We start from the raw sequence: 17,331 nt of genomic DNA, 5'->3' as shown, positions 1-17,331 counted from the left end.
GCTCGCAGGAATGCGCCTAAAGAACTGCCAGCGGTCCCGGATCAAGTCCGGGACGACGACATTCTAAGCCTTACCTCAAACCCACTCCGATCGCGGCGCGGGGCTGCTCCAATTCGCCGGAAGCGACCGGGTAGGCGCAGTAATCCGCGGCGTAGTAGCCGGAAGGGTGATGATTCCCGGAGAGCCCGATGCCACCCATCGGCGCGCCATGGCTGGGGCCGGTGGTCGCGCGGTTCCAGTTGACGATCCCGGCGCGGGTATTGGCCCAGAAGCGGTTGTAGTCCTGCGGCGAGCCGCCGACCAGCGAGGCGGCCAGGCCGAAGCGCGTATTGTTGGCCTCTGCGATGGCCTCGTCGAAATCGTCGACGCGGATCACCTGGAGGATGGGCCCGAAAAGCTCCACGTCCGGACGGTCGGCCATGGCCGTGGTGTCGATGATCGCCGGGCTGAGGAAGGGCAGCAAATCGTCCTTGCGCACCAAGTGCTTGATGGCGCGGCCGCCGTTGCTCAGCAGGTAGAGGAAGCTTTCGGTCAGCCCGTCGGCCGCCATGCCATCGATCACCGGGCCCATGAACGGGGCGGGTTCGTCGAACGGCGCGCCTACGATCAGGCGATCCGCCAGCGCCTTAACCTGCGAAACGGCTTCGTCGTAGAGGGTGCTCTTCACGATCAGCCGTCGCGCTGCGGTGCAGCGCTGCCCAGCCGAGGCGAAGGCGGACTGGACGATCAGCGCGGCCGCGTCGGTCAGCTTGGGGGTGTCCCACAGGACGATGGGATTGTTGCCGCCCATCTCCAGCGCCACCAGTTTGTCGGGCCGGGCGGCGAGACGGCGGTTGATCGAGATGCCGGTGCTGGCCGAACCGGTGAACAGCACGCCGTCGATGCCGTCATGCGCCACGAAAGCCTGCCCTTCCAGCGGTCCGCCCGGTGCGAACTGCATGACCGCAGCGGAGATGCCCGCCCGGTGAAAGCAGCGCGCCAGCATCTCGCCGGTAGCGGGGGCCTTCTCGCTCGGTTTGAAGATCACGGCGTTGCCCGCGAGGAGAGCCGGCACGATATGGGCGTTCGGCAGGTGTGCCGGCAGGTTGTAAGGCCCGAGCACGACGAGCACGCCGTGGGGCTTGTGGCGCACGGCCATCGTGCCCTGAAGCGCCGAATCGAGCTTCCGCTGGCTGGTCCGCTCTGCATAGGCGCGGATGGACAGCTCCACTTTGGCGACGACGCTTTCGACTTCGGCGCGGGCTTCCCACAAGGGTTTGCCCACTTCGCGGGCGATCATCGTGGCGATCTTGTCGGCATCCTTGCGCACTTCGTTGGCGAAGCGGCGCAGCAGTTCGATGCGGGTCGCGAGCGGCTGCGCGGCCCAGGTAGGCCAGGCTCGGCGGGCGCGGCTTACCGCCTCGTCCACGTCGCAAGCCCTGCCGCGCCAGATCTCGCCGCCCGTGGCCGGCTCGTATGAGACCATATCGGATGCCGAATCGGATATGGGCCGGGTGCTATCGTATGCGCTGGCTGTGGCGGCCATGAAGATCGTTCGTCCGTCCGCTTGGTGACTTGCAGGGAGTCCCGCTTCGCACAGGTATTCCTACCGGGATGCTAACGTGTCCAAATCCGTGTCCCAGTTCGAGACATGACCGGCGGGCACGGGAGCAGGCCCGAGCTGTCGCCCAAGCTCGCGGATTTCCGCGATGCGGGCATGGAGCGCGGACCAGTCGTCATGCTGGTCGATTGCGCCCCAGATGCGCTCTACCTCATCGATCAGGGTGCTTGGCGGCGCGTCCTGTCGCCAGAACGGATCGGTGGTTTCCGCAGCGGGGTCGTAAGCGGAGAGCAGTTCGCCGAATCGCCCGTCCCCGGCATTTCGCCCGCCGCGATGGCGGAAGAAGAACCGCTCCGGGGCTTCGCCGCCGGCGAGCATGGCCTGCTCGGCCGCCTGGATCAGTGCATTGTCCCGCTCCAGCCCTTGCGACGTCACGCCCAGGCGCCAGGCGAAACGGCGGCTCATCGCCTGCTGGTAGAGCGGTGCGAACCGGTCGAGCGCGGCCACCAGCGGCTCGGTGGTCGTCAAGGTGCTGAGGGCGATGGCCAGCTGGCCGCAGTTCCACAGCACCGCTTCCGGCTGGCGCCCGAAGGCATAGAGGCCGGAATGGTCGAAATAGGCGGCGGTAAAGCGCGGATCCCAGTGCGGCAGCCAGCGCCATGGTCCGTAGTCGAAGCTCTCGCCCGAGATGTTCATATTGTCGGTATTGAGCACGCCGTGGACGAATCCGGCGACCATCCAGCTCGCCGCCAGATCGGCCATGCGCTCGACCACCTGGTGGAGCAGGATTACGGCGGGTTCGTCACGCCCCGGCGCGTCTTCGGGCGGCAGGTTGCCGGGAAAGGTTTCAAGGCAATAGGCTACGAGCGCCTGCATGTGATCGCGCTCCTCCAGCGCGAGCAGGCGTTGGAAAGTGCCGATGCGGATATGGCCGTGGCTGAGGCGCACCATCGCAGCCGAGCGGGTTGGCGAAGGCTCGTCGCCGCGCCAGAGTTCCTCGCCCGTCTCGATCACCGAGAAAGTCTTGCTGGTATAGACGCCGAGCGCTTCCAGCATCTCGGTGGCGAGAATCTCGCGCACCGCGCCTTTCAGAGTCAGCCTGCCGTCGCCGTCACGGCTGTAGGGCGTCTGGCCGGAACCCTTGGTGCCGAGATCGAGCACGCGGCCCTCGCCATCCAGCATCTGGGCATGGAGGAAGCCGCGACCGTCGCCGATATTGGGGTTGTAGTTGCGAAACTGGTGCCCGTGATAGCGCAGGGCGAGTGGCCGGGGCAGATTGTCGGGCAGCGCCTCGAAGCGTCCGAAATGGGTGATCCAGCTCTCGTCGTTCAGCTCGTCCAAGCCGATCGTCGCCGCCCAGCGGTCGTTGCGGAAGCGCAGGATATGCTGCGGAAAATCGGCTGGAGACACCGGACTGGCGATCCAGTCGGCGATCGCCTCGATACGGGGGGCAGGGCGGTAGGCACTTGCTTGCGGTTCGCTTCGCATCAGGCGATAGTGGCGATCCGATGCCCGTCGATCAAGCCGGGCCACAAGATAGAGGTCGCAGCTTCGGCATGACGGTATTCGAGGATCGGTTCTGGTCGAGCCGGGATGGGCTGAAGCTGCACTTTCGCGATTATCCGGGCGAACCCGCCGTAACGGATGGCGCGCAAAGGCCGCCCATCGTCTGCCTCCATGGCCTGACCCGCAACGCGCGCGATTTCGACGTTCTGGCCGAGCGCCTCTCGCCGCGATGGCGGGTGATCTGTCCCGACATGCGGGGACGCGGGGATAGCGAATATGCGCGCGATTCCGCCAGCTACAATCCCATTCAATATGGCGAGGATCTGCTGGAGCTGCTTGAGCAGGAGAAGATCGACCGGTTCATCGCCATCGGCACCTCGTTGGGCGGGCTGATGACGATGGGGCTGGCGACGATGATCCCGGATCGGATCGTCGCTGCCGTCATCAACGACGTCGGGCCGTTCCTCGAACCGGCCGGCGTGGGGCGGATCAAGGACTATGTCGGGCAGGGGCGCAGCTATCCCACCTGGGTCCACGCCGCGCGGGCGCTGGAGGATGCGCAGGGCGACGCGCACCCCGGCCAGCCGCTGGATTTCTGGATCGGCCGGGCCAAGCGGCTGATGACGCTTTCGAACTCGGGACGCGTGGTCTTCGACTATGACATGAAGATCGCGGAGCCGTTCCTGGGCTACGATGTGGACGACCAGCCCGATCTCTGGCCCGCCTGGGAAGCTCTTGCCGGGCGGCCGGTACTGGTGTTGCGTGGGGCGCTGTCCGACCTGCTGTCCGCCGCCACGCTGGAGAAGATGTTGCGCCGCCTTCCGGGGGCCGAGGCGGTGACGCTGGACGGCGTTGGGCACGCGCCAACGCTGGATGAGCCCGAATCATGTGCCGCGATCGAGCGGTTGCTGGCGCAAGTCGCCTGATCCAGCGCTCCTGATCCAAATTGGCCTGATCGAAACCGGCATGCGCATTCTCCACCTTCATTCGAGCTTTGCGGCGGGCGGCAAGGAATTGCGCGCCGTACGGCTGATGAACCTTTTCGGCCCACGCATCGCCCATGCCGTGGTTTCCGCACAGCCCGGTGCCCACGGCGCGGCCGTTCGGCTCGATCCGCGGGTGCCGGTGGAATTTCCCGAGAACTTTCCCAGCCTGCAAGGCCGCCCCACGCCGCGCCGCCTCTGGAAAATCGCCCAGGCCATGGCCGATTTCGACCTTGTACTCACCTACAACTGGGGGGCGATGGATGCGGTCATGGCCCATGGCCTGTTTGGTGGATTGCTGGGCCTGCCCCCGCTCGTCCACCACGAGGACGGCTTCAACGAAGACGAGGCGACAGGCCTCAAGCCGGGCCGCAACCGCTTCCGGCGAATAGCGCTCAGGCGGGCTTCGCAACTTGTGGTGCCCTCGCGGCGGCTGGAGGAGATTGCCCTCACGGCGTGGCGCCAGCCGCGCGAGCGGGTGCGGCTCATCACTAATGGCATCGATTGCAGCGCCTATCTCGACAGGCCCCGGCCGGACATGTTGCCGGGCCTGGTCAAGCAGCCCGGAGAGCGCTGGGTCGGCACGCTGGCGGGGCTTAGGCCGGTCAAGAACCTACCGCGCCTGGTTCGCGCCTTCGCGGCCCTGCCCGTCGCAAGTCTGCCTGATTCCTGGCGGCTGGTGATCCTGGGTGAAGGGCCGGAGCGCGACGCCATCGCCGCCGAGGCGGCGCGCAGCGGCGTGGCGGACCGCGTCCATCTGCCGGGCTTCGTTGCCGAGCCTTCGCATGCGGTCGGGCTTTTCGATGTCTTCGCGCTTTCTTCGGACAGCGAGCAGTTTCCGATCTCCGTAGTGGAGGCGATGGCATCGGCCTTGCCGATCGCCTCACCCGCCGTGGGGGACGTGGCAAGCATGGTATCCGTGGAAAACCGCGCCCTCATCACCCCACCGGGCGACGAGGCGGCGCTGGCCGCCACGCTTGCCCGGCTGGCGGCCGACGATGCCCTGCGCGCGCGCCTTGGTGCCGCCAACCGGGCCCAGGCACGAAGCCACTATGACGAAGCCGAAATGCTCCGCGCCTATGACAGGACGTATGGCCGGGCGCTCGGGCGGGAGCGCCTGATTTGACACCGTGACATCATTCAGCAAGGCTTCACGGCATGGGGTGCAGCGATCATCCCCGTTGAAAAGCCGTGGCCATTCGCTAAACAGCCCGGCAACCATCCTGATTTTTCCGCAGAAAGCGCCCGAAACTTGGCTCTGCCTCCTTCCAACAGCACGCCGACCAATCCCAAGTCCGCCGAGCGACTCGCCGCGCAGCAGGATGTTTTCCTGCGCGAAGTGGACGACGCCCTGCGACAGGACCAGATGGAAGGCTTCTTCACCCGCTACGGCAAGCCCGTGATCGCGGCCGTGGTCCTGGCGCTGGCGGCCTTCGGCGGCTGGCTCTACTGGAACCATCGCCAGAACGAACAGCGCAATGCAGATGCCGAGGCTTACGTCCAGGCGATCGACAGCATGAAGGCCGGCAATCTCGATGCCGCCAAGGGCAAGCTGGAAGGCATTGCCAAGGGTACTGGCGGCAGCCCGGCTTCGGCCAAGCTGATGCTGGCCGGCATCGCCGTCGAACAGAAGCGCCTGCCGGATGCGGTGAAGCTCTACGACGAAGTGGCGGGCGACGCCAAGGCGCCGCAGCCGCTGCGCGACCTGGCCGCCGTGCGCGGTGTTGCCGCGAACTTCGACGGCATGAAGCCCGAAGACGTGGTTTCCCGCCTCAAGCCCTATGCCGCGCCGGGGAATCCCTGGTTCGGCGTTGCCGGCGAGATGGTCGGCATGGCCTATATCAAGATGAACAAGCAGGACCAGGCCGGTCCGCTGTTCGCCGCCATCGCCAAGGACGAGCAAGTGGAGCCGGGCCTGCGCAGCCGCGCCCGCCAGCTCGCCGCCGTCCTGGGCGTCGATGCGATCGACGACGTGGTGGATGAGCGCGGCGAGGCTCTGGACAAGAAGGCCAGCGCGCAGGCCGCGCCTGTCGCCGGAGAATGAACATGGTTGAGACTGAACGTAACTTCTCCCGTGCCAGTCGCCGCGTCGGCGTCGCTTCGCTGATTGCGCTGGCGCTGGTCGCCGGCCTTTCTGGCTGCAAGTCGAACAGCAAGGGACCGAAGACGCCCACCGTTGGCGAACGCGTGCCGATCCTCTCGCGCATCGAAAGCGGCGCCAAGGTCGATCCCGCGCTCGAAGCCGTGTCGGTGATCCTGCCGCCGCAGCAGAGCAACGACGCCTGGGCCCAGGCTGGCGGCAATGGCGCCAAGTCCTACGGGCACCTCGCCCTGGCCGACAACCCGGCGCGGGTCTGGACCGCGCAGATCGCGGGTTCGACCAATCGCGCCCGTCTCGCCGCCTCGCCCGTCGTGGCTGACGGCAAGCTCTTCGTGATGGACACCGAAGGCGTGGTCCATGCCTTCGACGCCAAGAGCGGCGCGCAGATCTGGACCAAGAACTTCTCGGTTTCCGGCAAGAACGAGAATTCGATCTTCGGCGGCGGCGTCAGCTATGACGGCGGCAACCTCTACGTCACCACCGGCCTCGGCGAAGTGGCCGCCCTCAAGGCGTCCGACGGCAGCCAGCTCTGGACCAAGAAGCCGGGCGGCCCGCTGCGCGGATCGCCGACGATCGGGTTCAATGCCGTCTACGTCATGACGCAGGACAACCAAATCTTCGCGCTGAACGCTGGCGACGGCAACGTGCTGTGGAACGAATCGGCCTCGCTCTCGCAGGCCGGGGTCTTCGGCGTCGCCGCTCCCGCTGCCGCGCAAGGCACGGTGATCGCGGGCTATTCTTCAGGCGAACTCGTGGCCTATCGTTACGAGAACGGCCGCCAGGTGTGGTCCGACGCATTGGCCCGCACCTCGATCTCGACCGAGGTGGGCAGCCTCACCGATGTCGATGCCGATCCCATCATCGACCAGGGCCGTGTCTACGCGCTGGGCCAGGGCGGTCGCATGGCCGCCTACGAACTGATCACCGGCCAGCGCATCTGGGAACTCAACCTTGCCGGCATCTCGACGCCTGCGGTGGTGGGGGACTGGGTCTTCACGCTCGACGACCATGCCGAAATCCTCGCCATCGCGCGGGGCACCGGCAAGGTCCGCTGGCTGACGCAGCTTGCGCGCTACGACAACGAGAAGAAGCGCAAGGGCCCGATCTTCTGGGTCGGTCCGGTGCTGGCAGGCAACAAGCTGTGGGTCGGCAACTCGCGCGGCGAACTCGGTACGGTCGATCCGGCCACCGGCAAGCTCACGCCCGTCGTGGAACTCAAGGAACCGATCTCGCTCGCGCCGATCGTGGCCAACCAGACGCTTTACGTGCTGGATGATTCGGGCCGAATCACCGCGTATCGATAAGCAAACTCCCGTCGTCCCGGACCTGATCCGGGACCGCTGGCCGAGACGCGCCTTGCTCGCGAGGAAGCGCCTGAAGAACTGCCAGCGGTCCCGGATCAAGTCCGGGACGACGGCATGGTTCGGTGTTTCGCAGCTCTTAACCAATTCGCGCTAGGTCGGGCGCCATGACCAACGCCTCCCGTTCCGCCGCAGACCTGCCCGAAAGCGACGTATCGGCCGGCGTGGGCCTGTCCGGCCTTGTGGCGCTGATCCTCTGGTTGCTGCTCTGCCGCAACTGGGCCGCGATCGCGGACTTCTTATCCTTGCCGGGCCCCCATGCGCCCATGAGCGGCCCTTACGCCGCGGTCGCCACGCTCTTCATGACGGGGGGCGCCATGGCGCTTTGGTCCGTCCTGGTGGACAAAGTGCACCGCCGTTCATCGACCGGCATCGACTGGAGCCTGCGCCGCCCGTTTGCCGAATCGCTGGACCTGTCGATCACCAAGCTCGCGGGGCTTTGGGCCACCTGGGCGCTGATCGGGGCGTTCTACTGCATCGGCCGCTGGTACTGGGACGGTCAGTACCTGTTCGCCATGGAAGTGATCGGCGCGGCCGCCCTGCCGGTCTTCCTGCTATCGATTCCCTACGTTCTCTGGCTCGATCGCAAGCTTGTGGAGCCTCGCGACCAAGCCTGGCACTTCGGTGCGCTGCTGATCGGGCGGGAGGCCTGGGATGGCGAGGCGGTGAAGAAGCACGGCCGCGCCTGGGCGATCAAAGCGTTCTTCGGCGCCTTCATGATCTCGATCCTGCCGGGCGGCTTCGCGCAAGTGGTGGAGGCGAACTTCGCGGCGATGGCGCACGATCCGGTGCCCCTGGCATCCACGGTCATCGCGCTGCTGTTCCTGATCGACGTGCAGATCGGCACCGTCGGTTACATCTTCACCTTCCGCCCGCTCGATGCCCACATCCGCAGCGGCAATCCGCTGCTGGCCGGCTGGGTAGCGGCGTTGATGTGCTATCCGCCCTTCGTCTGGGGCACCATGGGCCGCGCGGACGTTCTGGGCTATGAGGTCAATACGCCGGGATGGGGCTTCTGGATGCAGGGGCACGCCGGGCTGCTGTGGCTCTGGGCCGGGCTGCTGGTGGCGCTGACGGCAATCTATGCCTGGGCGACCTTCGCCTTCGGGCTGCGGTTCTCGAACCTTACCTATCGCGGCGTGCTCACCAACGGCCCCTACCGCTTCACGCGGCACCCGGCCTATCTGTCGAAGAACCTGTTCTGGTGGTGCTCGACGCTGCCGTTCCTCGTTTCCAGCCACGCGCTGACCGACATGGTGCGCAATACCGTGCTGCTTGGGGTGGTGAGCGCGATCTACTACTGGCGCGCGCGCACCGAGGAGGCGCACCTGCTGGCAGAGGACGCCAAGTACCGGGCCTATCACGCTTGGATGGCGGAGAACGCCCTGATCACGCGCAATTTGAGAAGGCTGGGCGAGAGGCTGCGGCCGGGTGTGCGAGAGGCGCAGGCGGCGGAGTAAGGGAACAAGGAAAGTCCTGGGGGATGATCCCCCAGACCCTCGGAATGTTTACGTGCGCTCCCTGAAAACTCAGAAGCTCTTCAGCGCATAGACCTTCGACAGGTCGCCGCCCCACTCGCCGTTGTAGAGGTCGAGCAGGCGCTGCGCCGGAACCTTGCCGGTGGCCACGATCTCGGCCAGCGGCTCCAGGTAGCCGGTCTCGTTGTCGCCGCCCGCGTTGAGGCGATTGCGCGCGGCCAGACCGGAGCGGGAGATGTCCAGAACTTCGCCGGCGATATCGCGGAGCGTGCCACCGCCCGGAAGCGGGGCATCCAGCGCCAGCCGGGGCACGGCGCCACGCAGTTCCTCGCGGCCTTCCATGTCCCAGTCCTTGACCAGATCCCATGCGGCATCGAGCGCGGTCTGATCGTAGAGCAGGCCTACCCAGAAAGCGGGCAGGGCGCAGATGCGGCCCCAGGGCCCGCCGTCGGCGCCGCGCATTTCGAGGAAGGACTTGAGGCGCACTTCCGGGAAGGCGGTGGAAAGGTGGTCCGTCCAGTCCGACAGGCGCGGCTTCTCGCCGGGAAGGACGGCAAGCTCGCCCTTCAGGAAGTCGCGGAAGGAATGGCCCGCGGCGTCGATATACTTGCCGTCGCGGAACACGAAATACATCGGCACGTCGAGCATGTAGTCGACATAGCGTTCGTAGCCGAAGCCGTCCTCGAACACGAAGGGCAGCATGCCGGTGCGGGCCGGATCGGTGTCCGACCAGATATGGCTACGATACGAAAGGAAGCCGTTGGGCTTGCCTTCGGTGAAGGGCGAGTTCGCGAAGAGCGCGGTGGCCAGCGGCTGGAGCGCCAGCGAGGTGCGGAACTTCTTCACCATGTCCGCCTCGCTCGAATAGTCGAGGTTGACCTGGATGGTGCAGGTGCGCAGCATCATGTCGAGGCCCATCGTGCCGACGCGCGGCATGTGGCGCAGCATGATGTCGTAGCGGCCCTTGGGCATGATCGGCAATTCGGCGCGAGTCTTGTCGGGCCACATCCCCAGGCCGAGGAACGCCTTGCCGATGCGGTCGCCGATGGTCTTCACCTGGGCGAGGTGGCGGCCGGTTTCGGCGCAGGTCTGGTGCAGGTTCTCCAGCGGAGCGCCGGAAAGCTCGAGCTGGCCGGCCGGTTCCAGGCTGACCGTGCCGTCGCTGCCCTTCATGGCGATGACGTTGTCGCCATTGGGTCCGGTCTCGACGATGGGTTCCCATCCGAACTCGGTCAGCGCCATCAGCAGGTCGCGGATGCCGCCTTGCTCCGCGTAGGACGGGGCATGGTGGTCGGCCGTGTCGTAGACGAACTTTTCGTGCTCGGTACCGATCCGCCACGCCTCGCGCGGCTTTTCGCCCGCAGCCATCGGCGCGGCGAGTTGGTCCAGGCTTTCGATCACCGGATCTTCGCGATCCGAAACCTCACGGGTGCTCATGGCGGCGGAGGTAGTGCGGCCCGCGTCCGGACGCTACAACTTTTTGTACCGGGCGGTTCGTTTTCCGGAAACGTGGCGCATTTCTGCGCGCAGCGTCCCGGGTTGCCGCGCTTCACCAGTCCCCCGCGACGGCCATCCACAAGGCTGTCGCGCCGATGCTGGCCGTCTCCCCGCGCAGGATACGCGGGCCGAGCGTGATCGCGCGGGCCTGCGGGTGAGCGCGGACCAGGGCGCGCTCACCCTCGTCGAAGCCGCCTTCGGGGCCGACCAGCAAGGCCGCCGGTCCGGAATGTGCCGCGAATTGTTCCGCCGCGGCTGCGCCGCCCGTCTCGTCCGCGAAGAACAGCGCGCGGTCTTCGGGCCAGTCGCGCAGCAGTGCTTCCAGCTTCACCGGCCCCGCCAGTTCCGGCAGCGCGGTGCGGGCGCATTGCTCGGCCGCCTCGGTCACGATCGTCTGCGCCCGTTCCGGGTTGAGCTTGTCCGCCACGCAGCGCCGCGTCACCAGAGGCTGGATCCTTGCGACGCCGAGTTCGGTGGCTTTCTCCAGCACGAGATCGAAGTTCGGCTTCTTCAGCAGCGCCGCGCAGAGCCAGAAGTCGGGAACGGCCTCCTTCTCGCGCAGCCGCTCGCGCACTTCCAGCGCCACGTCGCGCTTGCCGGCGGCAGTGACCGCGCAGGCCCATTCGCCCGTCGCATCGTCGCACAGGATCACGGCGTCTCCCGGGGCGACTCGCATCACCTTCGACAGGTAATGGGCCTGGGCACCCTCGATCACGACGCTGCCGCCCAGGACAAGTAAATCCGTGACGAAGAGGCGCGGCGCGCTGCGCGGCGGCCAGGCGGGGGTTGCGGCCATGATCTAGTTTAATCTCCGAAAGATAGCTTGGCCTTTTCGCCGGAAGCCCGCACGCATGCAACCTTCACCGTGTGCACTGGGAACGTTCGAACATGACAGCGCCGCGCCTTTCGGCTACTCCTCCGATCGTGAGCGAATCTCTTCTCGTCCCGGATACCGAACATCGCAGCCTCGTCTCGCTGCTGCCGTCCAGCCTGCGCCCTTACGCCCTGCTCGCCCGCTTCGATCGCCCGATCGGCTGGTGGCTGCTGTTCTGGCCCTGTGTATGGGGCGTGCTGCTGGCGGGCGGCGAATCGCGATGGGGGCTCATCCTGTGGCTGCTGCTGGGCTCCATCGCCATGCGCGGCGCGGGCTGCGTGCTCAACGACATCGTCGATGCCGATCTCGACCGCAAGGTGGCGCGCACGGCTTCCCGGCCGGTGGCCAGCGGGCAAGTCAGCGCCAAGGCGGCATGGGGCTGGTTGTTGGCGCTCTGCGCGATCGGGCTGGTCGTCCTGCTCCAGTTGCGGTGGCAGGCGCAGTTGACGGCACTGGGCAGCGTGGCGCTGGTCGCCGCATATCCTTTCATGAAGCGGATCACCTGGTGGCCGCAGGCCTGGCTGGGTATGGTCTTCACCTGGGGCGCTCTGGTCGGCTGGGTCGAGATTCGCGGAGATCAGCTTGCCGTCATGGCTGCGCTCTACGCAGGATCGATCTTCTGGTGCATCGGCTACGACACGATCTACGCGCTTCAGGATCGGGAGGATGACGCTGTGGTCGGGATCCGCTCCTCCGCCTTGCGCCTGGGCAGCCATGTACGCGGCGGCGTCGCCGGCTTCTACGCGCTGGCGCTGGCATTCTGGGCCTTGGCGTTCTGGACCCTGCGGCAGGATTGGGTCGCGCTGGTGGGACTCATCCCGGTGGCGCTGCATCTCGGCTTCCAGGTCTTTACGCTCGACACCGAAAACGGCGAGAACGCGCTCGCCCGCTTCCGGTCGAACCGGGATCTTGGGTTGGTGATGGCACTGGCATGCTGGGTTGTGGGCAACGCCGGAATCCTGTGATTCCGGCGCTTCCATGCGTCAGTCGTAGCTGACCATCTCGAATTCGATCCCGTCCCAATCGAAGAAGTAGAACCGCCGCCCGGGTGCATAATCGGCGTGATTGAAGGGTTCCAGCCCGGCATCGATCACGACCTGCTCCGCGGCGTCGAGATCGCTCACGACCAGGCCGACATGGTTGAGCGGCGATCCTTTCGGGAAACGATCGTGCGGCTTCCGGTCGGTATAGACGGCGATATAGCTGAAGTCGCCGCCCACATGGATCGTCTCGCCGCCATTGATGGCAGGCCCGCGCCAGCGCTCGTGCCAGCCGAGCAGATCCTGCAGAAGCGTTGAACTCCGGTCGATGTCGCTGACCGTGATGTTGGCGTGTTCGAGGCGGCCCTGGGCCATTTTTCGTATCTCCTGCATATCGCCGGTCGTTCGCCGGCTTGGCATTGATGCAACCTCAAGTTAACTTGAGGTCAAGGGCAAAATGCCAGGAGGGAACCAGAGAATCCGTGATCCAGGATCGCTTCATATCCATCGGCTATCTGGCGCGGCGCACCGGCGTGGCGGTTTCGGCCATCCGTTTCTACGAGGAAAAGGGCCTGCTCACCTCGCTGCGATCGAGCGGCAACCAACGCCGCTTCCTGCGCTCGGACATCCGCCGGGTCAGCTTCGTGCTGATCGCGCAGAAGCTGGGGCTGGGGCTGGCCGAGATCGAGCGAGAGCTTTCCGCCCTGCCGCAAGGGCGCACGCCGACGCTGGAGGACTGGGAACGCATCAGCCTTTCCATGCGCGAGGCGATCGACGCGAAGATCGCGCTGCTGGAACTGACTCGCCGCAAGTTGGACGAATGCATCGGCTGCGGTTGCCTGAGCCTGGGGAAATGCCAGCTCTACAACTATGCGGACGAAGCCGCCGCGCAGGGGCCGGGCCCGCGCTTCGTGCTTAAGTAACGATCAGATGCCCAGCGCCTTGCGGAGTTCGGCATTGATGCGCGACTGCCAGCCCTTGCCGGTGGCGCGAAATCTCTCGACGACCTCGGGATCGAGGCGCAGCGTCACCTGCTTCTTGGGGTTTTCGGAAGGCGGGCGGCCGATGGATTTGAGCGTTCCAGAGGCCGGGCGGACCAGTTTTTCGCCTTCGTAGACCGCGGCCTGCGCGAACATCTCATCGGTCCATTCGACATCGTCGTCATCAGGATCAATCCAGGGTTCGGATGCGGGCTTCGTGTTCGCCATGATGTGCATGCCTCATCGTTATGATGCGCCGTGTTCCTTCGCGAGGAGTCCAGACCAGGGACACGCGCCGACCGCGAAGATAGCCGAAGACGCGATAACGGATTTCTCCGTAGTCCTTGCGGTCGTCCAGGATTTGGACATGCATCCCTGCAAAGACGAGATACGCGTCGGCAAGATCGAGGCCGCGTTCCAGCAGGATCTTCGCGCGCTTTTTCGGATCGAAGCTGATCCTTACCGGATCTGCGCTGGATTCTTCCATGGACGGTGTGAATGCCTTCGCATTTCAAACCGCACCAATGAAATTTATGTAACTACAAAAAGGCAGTGAGTCAATCTCATTCCGCTGCCAGCAGTTCCTCCGCGCCGACCAGATCCACGCTGACCAGCCGCGAGACGCCCTTTTCCACCATGGTCACGCCGAACAGGCGATGCATGCGGCTCATCGTCACGGCATTGTGGGTGACGATCAGGTAACGCGTGTCGGTTTCCTGCGTCATCGCTTCGAGCAGGTCGCAGAAGCGCTCGATATTGGCGTCATCGAGCGGCGCGTCGACTTCGTCCAGCACGCAGATCGGCGCGGGATTGGTCAGGAACAGCGCGAAGATCAGGGCGACCGCGGTAAGGGCTTGCTCGCCACCCGAAAGCAGCGTCAGCGACTGGAGGCGCTTACCCGGTGGCTGGGCGAAGATCTCCAGCCCCGCTTCCAGCGGATCGTCCGAATCGACGAGCGCGAGGTGGGCCTGTCCGCCCTGGAACAGGCGCGTGAACAAGCGGCGGAAGTGGCCGTCCACGGCCTCGAACGCGGCGCGCAGGCGTTCGCGGCCTTCGCGGTTGAGATTGCCGATCGAGCCGCGCAGGCGGTTCACCGCTTCGGCCAGTTCCGCCTTCTCGGTCACGCTGGTGCCGAGCTGGGCTTCGGCTTCGGCCAGTTCGGTGGCGGCGACGAGGTTGACCGGGCCGATCCGCTCGCGGTCGGCCATGAGCCGCTCCATCGCCGCCATCTCGTCCTGCGCCGCGCCGACCTCGGCGGGGGCGAAGGCGAAGCGTTCGGGCAGGACCGGCGGCGGGCACTGGAAGCGCTCGCCCGAGATGCGGGTCATCTCGACGCGGCGACCGTCCTCGTTCTCGGCGCGGGCAGCGGCGCCTGCGCGGTTCTCGCGGGCGCTGGCCAGCATTTCCTGCGCGGCGGCGAGCGCGGCATCGGCCTTGCGGGCGGCGTCGGTGACGAAAGCGACGGCGGCCTCCGCCTTGCCGAGTTCTTCGGCAATGCGATTGCGCACCGCTTCGCCCTGCTCGATCTGTTCCATCAGCGAGGCGGGCTTGGCGGCGATGACGGCCCGTTCGGTCTCGATTTCCTCAAGCCGTCCGGCCATCTGCGCGAGGCGGTTGGCGGCATCCCCGGCGCGCGACTGCCAGTTGCGGATATCGCCGCGCTGCGATCCCGTGCGTTCGCGGGCGACGGCAAGGGCCTGGTCGTGCGAGGCCAGGGTCGCGGTCGATATCTGTAGCGTGGCGCGCGCGGCGTCGTTCTTTTCACGCGCGGCTTCCAGCCCGGCGCGGCCCTTTTCGGGATCGGGCAGGGCCGAGCGCTTGCCTTCGGCCAGGGCTATGTCGCGTTCGGCGGTCTGGCGCTGCTCGGCCAGATCGCCGAGGGCGCGGTCCAGTTCGGCGCGGCGCGTCTGCTGGCGCTGGCGGGCATCCTCGGCCTGATCGGCGGCGCGCAAGGCGGCGCGTTCGGCATTGGCGGCCTCGGCAATCGTGCGTTCGGCGGCGACCACGGCAGCCGCATGGGCCGAGAGTTCCTGCTGAACTGCGCCCTGCCGCGCTTCGGCGGCGGCGACCGCTTCTCGTAGCGGCGGCAGCTGGGCTTCGAGGTCGGCAAAGCGGTTTTCGGCTTCGAGCCGGGCCGCCTCGGCAGCGCCTTCGCCGCGTGCGACGAAGCCGTCCCAGCGGCGCAGCGCACCCGCGCGGGTGACCAGCCATTCGCCCTTGCCGAGATCGCGGCCGTCGTCTTCGTCGAGCACGTGGACAAGGGCGAGGCGCGCCGCGAGTTCCGCGGGGCACTGGGTTACATGGGCTGCGAGGCTGTCGTTCACCGCCGCCGGGGCCTGCGCCCCGGTCCAGAACCGGCCGTCCGCCCCGGCGACTTCGCCCAGCGTCGCCTTGGCGTCGCGGCCGAGGACGGCGGCGACAGCGCGTTCATAGCCCGGCGCGGCGCGCACCGCGTCGATGGCGACGGGAAGCCCGTGCGCCGCTTTCGCACCCTTGGCGCGGGCCTCGCGGTCCTTGGTGAGGGCGGAATGTTCGCGTTCGATGCCGGTCAGGTCGGCGCGGGCGGCGGCGAGCGCCGAGGCGGCGGCATCGCGCTCGCCCTGAAGCTCGGCCTTGCGGGCCTGCTGCGCGTCCAGTCCCTCGCGCGCGGCGGCGAGGGCGGCACTGGCTTCCTCGGCGCGGGTCCGGGCCTCACTGACGGCCTTTTCGAGATCGCCCGCAGCCTCCAGCGCCTGGACCTGGGCTTCGAGCCGGGCCGCTTCGGCGGCGAGCCGGTCGAGACGGCCCTTCGCCTGCGTCAGTTCGGCTTCCGCGATCCGCCATTCGGCCTCGACCCCGGCCTGTGCGGCGGTGGCTTGCGCGAGATCGAGTTCGGCGGCGCGGGCAGCGCGTTCGGCGCCTTCGAGGGCATTGGCAAGGCGCGGGCGCAGGGCCTCGTCCTGTTCGAGCTGCCTGGCCCCTTCCGCCAGATCGCGTTCCAACCGGGCAAGGGCCTCGGCGGCGTCACGCGTCATGCGGTCGGCATCGCCGCGATCCTCGTCGAGGCGCGTTTTCTGGCGGTCCAGATCCCTGAGACGCTGTTCGGCGGCTTCGAGCTGGCTGGTGAGCGTGGCCATGCGGTGGCCCTGCGCGCTGGCATCGTCGCGGCGGTCGGCGAGTTCGTCGCGGGCTTCCACCAGAGCCTCGGCGGCCTTGGCCTGCGCATCCTGCGCCAGCTTCGCGGCGTCCTGCGCCTCGCTCACGCGGGTTTCGGCGCCTTGCGCGTCCTTTTTCGCCGCTTCGGCGGCCTGGGCGGCGTCGCGCCAGCGGGCGAAGACCAGCCGCGCTTCGGCCAGGCGGATATCGTCCGACAGCGCCTTGTAGCGTTCGGCGGCTTTGGCCTGGCGGCGCAAGCCCGCGACCTGCTTGTCGAGACCGGCCATGAGGTCTTCGAGGCGGGAGAGATTGGCTTCGGTGGCGCGCAACTTCTGTTCGGCGTCCTTGCGGCGGACGTGGAGACCGGCAATGCCCGCCGCCTCTTCCAGCATGGCGCGGCGCTCGGCGGGCTTGGCGGCGATGACCGCGGCGATGCGGCCCTGGCTGACGAGCGCGGGGCTATGCGCGCCGGTGGCGGCATCGGCGAAGACCAGCGAGACGTCCTTGGCGCGCACGTCGCTGCCGTTGATCCGGTAGGCGCTGCCGGCGCCGCGTTCGATGCGGCGGACCACTTCCAGTTCCTCGCGCACGCCGCGCGAGTCGGGGGCGGCATCGGCCTGGAGCACGACTTCGGCAAAGGCGCGGGGCGGACGCGTGGCGGTGCCCGCGAAAATCACGTCCTCCATCCCGCCGCCGCGCATCGACTTGGCCGAGCTTTCGCCCATGACCCAGCGGATCGCTTCGAGCAGGTTGGACTTGCCGCAGCCGTTGGGGCCGACCACGCCGGTCAGCCCCGGTTCGATGCGCAATTCCGCAGGCTCCACGAAACTCTTGAAACCGGTGAGCTTGAGCCGTTTTATGCGCATCTTGTCTGGTTCAATTCATGACGGCGGCGC

Annotated in this window: 15 protein-coding genes; 7 read left to right on the top strand and 8 right to left on the bottom strand. The window is 67.0% G+C overall.

What is annotated here, in order from left to right; all coding sequences use genetic code 11:
- Positions 1–70 precede the first annotated feature (70 nt).
- Positions 71–1,465, bottom strand: a complete 1,395-nt coding sequence (locus RT424_RS01920; protein ID WP_409521426.1) for a succinylglutamate-semialdehyde dehydrogenase — start codon at positions 1,463–1,465, stop codon at positions 71–73.
- 120 nt (positions 1,466–1,585) lie between these two features.
- The gene (locus RT424_RS01915) at positions 1,586–3,028 is read right to left on the bottom strand and encodes a protein adenylyltransferase SelO family protein (RefSeq protein ID WP_313434102.1); all 1,443 of its coding nucleotides are present in this window, start codon (positions 3,026–3,028) and stop codon (positions 1,586–1,588) included.
- A gap of 68 nt (positions 3,029–3,096) precedes the next feature.
- On the opposite strand from RT424_RS01915, the gene RT424_RS01910 reads away from it, so the two are divergent.
- The 5 genes from RT424_RS01910 (at position 3,097) to RT424_RS01890 (ending at position 8,951) form a co-directional block, all read left to right on the top strand.
- On the top strand, positions 3,097–3,972 hold the full coding sequence (locus RT424_RS01910) for an alpha/beta hydrolase (RefSeq protein ID WP_313434172.1): 876 nt from the start codon (positions 3,097–3,099) through the stop codon (positions 3,970–3,972).
- Between the two features lie 40 nt (positions 3,973–4,012).
- Positions 4,013–5,155 carry a glycosyltransferase gene (locus tag RT424_RS01905; RefSeq protein ID WP_313434101.1) on the top strand — a complete coding sequence of 381 codons (1,143 nt, stop codon included), beginning with the start codon at positions 4,013–4,015 and terminating at the stop codon, positions 5,153–5,155.
- 126 nt (positions 5,156–5,281) lie between these two features.
- Positions 5,282–6,073 carry a tetratricopeptide repeat protein gene (locus tag RT424_RS01900; protein ID WP_313434099.1) on the top strand — a complete coding sequence of 264 codons (792 nt, stop codon included), beginning with the start codon at positions 5,282–5,284 and terminating at the stop codon, positions 6,071–6,073.
- A 2-nt stretch (positions 6,074–6,075) separates the two neighbouring features.
- Positions 6,076–7,434 carry a PQQ-binding-like beta-propeller repeat protein gene (locus RT424_RS01895; RefSeq protein WP_313434097.1) on the top strand — a complete coding sequence of 453 codons (1,359 nt, stop codon included), beginning with the start codon at positions 6,076–6,078 and terminating at the stop codon, positions 7,432–7,434.
- A gap of 164 nt (positions 7,435–7,598) precedes the next feature.
- Entirely contained in the window at positions 7,599–8,951 is a 1,353-nt protein-coding gene (locus RT424_RS01890) for a DUF1295 domain-containing protein (protein WP_313434096.1), read from the top strand.
- Between the two features lie 69 nt (positions 8,952–9,020).
- Here the strand turns inward: RT424_RS01890 and RT424_RS01885 are convergent, their stop codons facing one another.
- Both RT424_RS01885 and RT424_RS01880 read right to left on the bottom strand, forming a co-directional pair.
- Positions 9,021–10,406, bottom strand: a complete 1,386-nt coding sequence (locus tag RT424_RS01885) for a glutamate--cysteine ligase (protein ID WP_313434095.1) — start codon at positions 10,404–10,406, stop codon at positions 9,021–9,023.
- A gap of 112 nt (positions 10,407–10,518) precedes the next feature.
- Positions 10,519–11,262, bottom strand: coding sequence for a 16S rRNA (uracil(1498)-N(3))-methyltransferase (locus RT424_RS01880; RefSeq protein ID WP_313434094.1), 744 nt, complete (start codon positions 11,260–11,262; stop codon positions 10,519–10,521).
- A 92-nt stretch (positions 11,263–11,354) separates the two neighbouring features.
- Between RT424_RS01880 and ubiA the strand changes: the two genes are divergently transcribed.
- Positions 11,355–12,305, top strand: a complete 951-nt coding sequence (gene ubiA / locus RT424_RS01875) for a 4-hydroxybenzoate octaprenyltransferase (protein WP_409521420.1) — start codon at positions 11,355–11,357, stop codon at positions 12,303–12,305.
- An 18-nt stretch (positions 12,306–12,323) separates the two neighbouring features.
- On the opposite strand, the gene RT424_RS01870 is transcribed toward ubiA, so the two are convergent.
- Entirely contained in the window at positions 12,324–12,695 is a 372-nt protein-coding gene (locus RT424_RS01870; RefSeq protein ID WP_313434090.1) for a VOC family protein, read from the bottom strand.
- A 107-nt stretch (positions 12,696–12,802) separates the two neighbouring features.
- Here RT424_RS01870 and soxR point away from each other — a divergent pair, with 107 nt between their 5' ends.
- Positions 12,803–13,243 carry a redox-sensitive transcriptional activator SoxR gene (soxR, locus tag RT424_RS01865; protein WP_313434089.1) on the top strand — a complete coding sequence of 147 codons (441 nt, stop codon included), beginning with the start codon at positions 12,803–12,805 and terminating at the stop codon, positions 13,241–13,243.
- A gap of 3 nt (positions 13,244–13,246) precedes the next feature.
- Here the strand turns inward: soxR and RT424_RS01860 are convergent, their stop codons facing one another.
- The 3 genes from RT424_RS01860 to smc all read right to left on the bottom strand — a co-directional run bounded on the left by RT424_RS01860 (position 13,247) and on the right by smc (position 17,301).
- Entirely contained in the window at positions 13,247–13,528 is a 282-nt protein-coding gene (locus RT424_RS01860) for a BrnA antitoxin family protein (protein WP_313434087.1), read from the bottom strand.
- Entirely contained in the window at positions 13,491–13,787 is a 297-nt protein-coding gene (locus RT424_RS01855; protein ID WP_313434085.1) for a BrnT family toxin, read from the bottom strand. Before RT424_RS01855 ends, RT424_RS01860 begins: the two co-directional genes overlap by 38 nt.
- A 76-nt stretch (positions 13,788–13,863) precedes the next feature.
- Positions 13,864–17,301 (bottom strand): chromosome segregation protein SMC, encoded by a 3,438-nt coding sequence (gene smc / locus RT424_RS01850; protein WP_313434083.1) that lies wholly within the window; start codon positions 17,299–17,301, stop codon positions 13,864–13,866.
- Positions 17,302–17,331: the final 30 nt, after the last annotated feature.

This window comes from Novosphingobium sp. (assembly GCF_032093395.1).
Classification (GTDB): domain Bacteria; phylum Pseudomonadota; class Alphaproteobacteria; order Sphingomonadales; family Sphingomonadaceae; genus Novosphingobium.
Note: the sequence above shows the minus strand (reverse complement) of the source record. Positions and strands in the feature narration are given on the sequence as shown.

Bases quoted from the DNA above. Each gene is read 5' to 3' on its own strand.
- RT424_RS01920 (WP_409521426.1), bottom strand. From the start codon at position 1,465: ATGGTCTCATACGAGCCGGCCACGGGCGGCGAGATCTGGCGCGGCAGG.
- RT424_RS01915 (WP_313434102.1), bottom strand. From the start codon at position 3,028: ATGCGAAGCGAACCGCAAGCAAGTGCCTACCGCCCTGCCCCCCGTATC.
- RT424_RS01910 (WP_313434172.1), top strand. From the start codon at position 3,097: ATGACGGTATTCGAGGATCGGTTCTGGTCGAGCCGGGATGGGCTGAAG.
- RT424_RS01905 (WP_313434101.1), top strand. From the start codon at position 4,013: ATGCGCATTCTCCACCTTCATTCGAGCTTTGCGGCGGGCGGCAAGGAA.
- RT424_RS01895 (WP_313434097.1), top strand. From the start codon at position 6,076: ATGGTTGAGACTGAACGTAACTTCTCCCGTGCCAGTCGCCGCGTCGGC.
- RT424_RS01890 (WP_313434096.1), top strand. From the start codon at position 7,599: ATGACCAACGCCTCCCGTTCCGCCGCAGACCTGCCCGAAAGCGACGTA.
- RT424_RS01885 (WP_313434095.1), bottom strand. From the start codon at position 10,406: ATGAGCACCCGTGAGGTTTCGGATCGCGAAGATCCGGTGATCGAAAGC.
- RT424_RS01880 (WP_313434094.1), bottom strand. From the start codon at position 11,262: ATGGCCGCAACCCCCGCCTGGCCGCCGCGCAGCGCGCCGCGCCTCTTC.
- ubiA (WP_409521420.1), top strand. From the start codon at position 11,355: ATGACAGCGCCGCGCCTTTCGGCTACTCCTCCGATCGTGAGCGAATCT.
- RT424_RS01870 (WP_313434090.1), bottom strand. From the start codon at position 12,695: ATGGCCCAGGGCCGCCTCGAACACGCCAACATCACGGTCAGCGACATC.
- RT424_RS01860 (WP_313434087.1), bottom strand. From the start codon at position 13,528: ATGGCGAACACGAAGCCCGCATCCGAACCCTGGATTGATCCTGATGAC.
- RT424_RS01855 (WP_313434085.1), bottom strand. From the start codon at position 13,787: ATGGAAGAATCCAGCGCAGATCCGGTAAGGATCAGCTTCGATCCGAAA.
- smc (WP_313434083.1), bottom strand. From the start codon at position 17,301: ATGCGCATAAAACGGCTCAAGCTCACCGGTTTCAAGAGTTTCGTGGAG.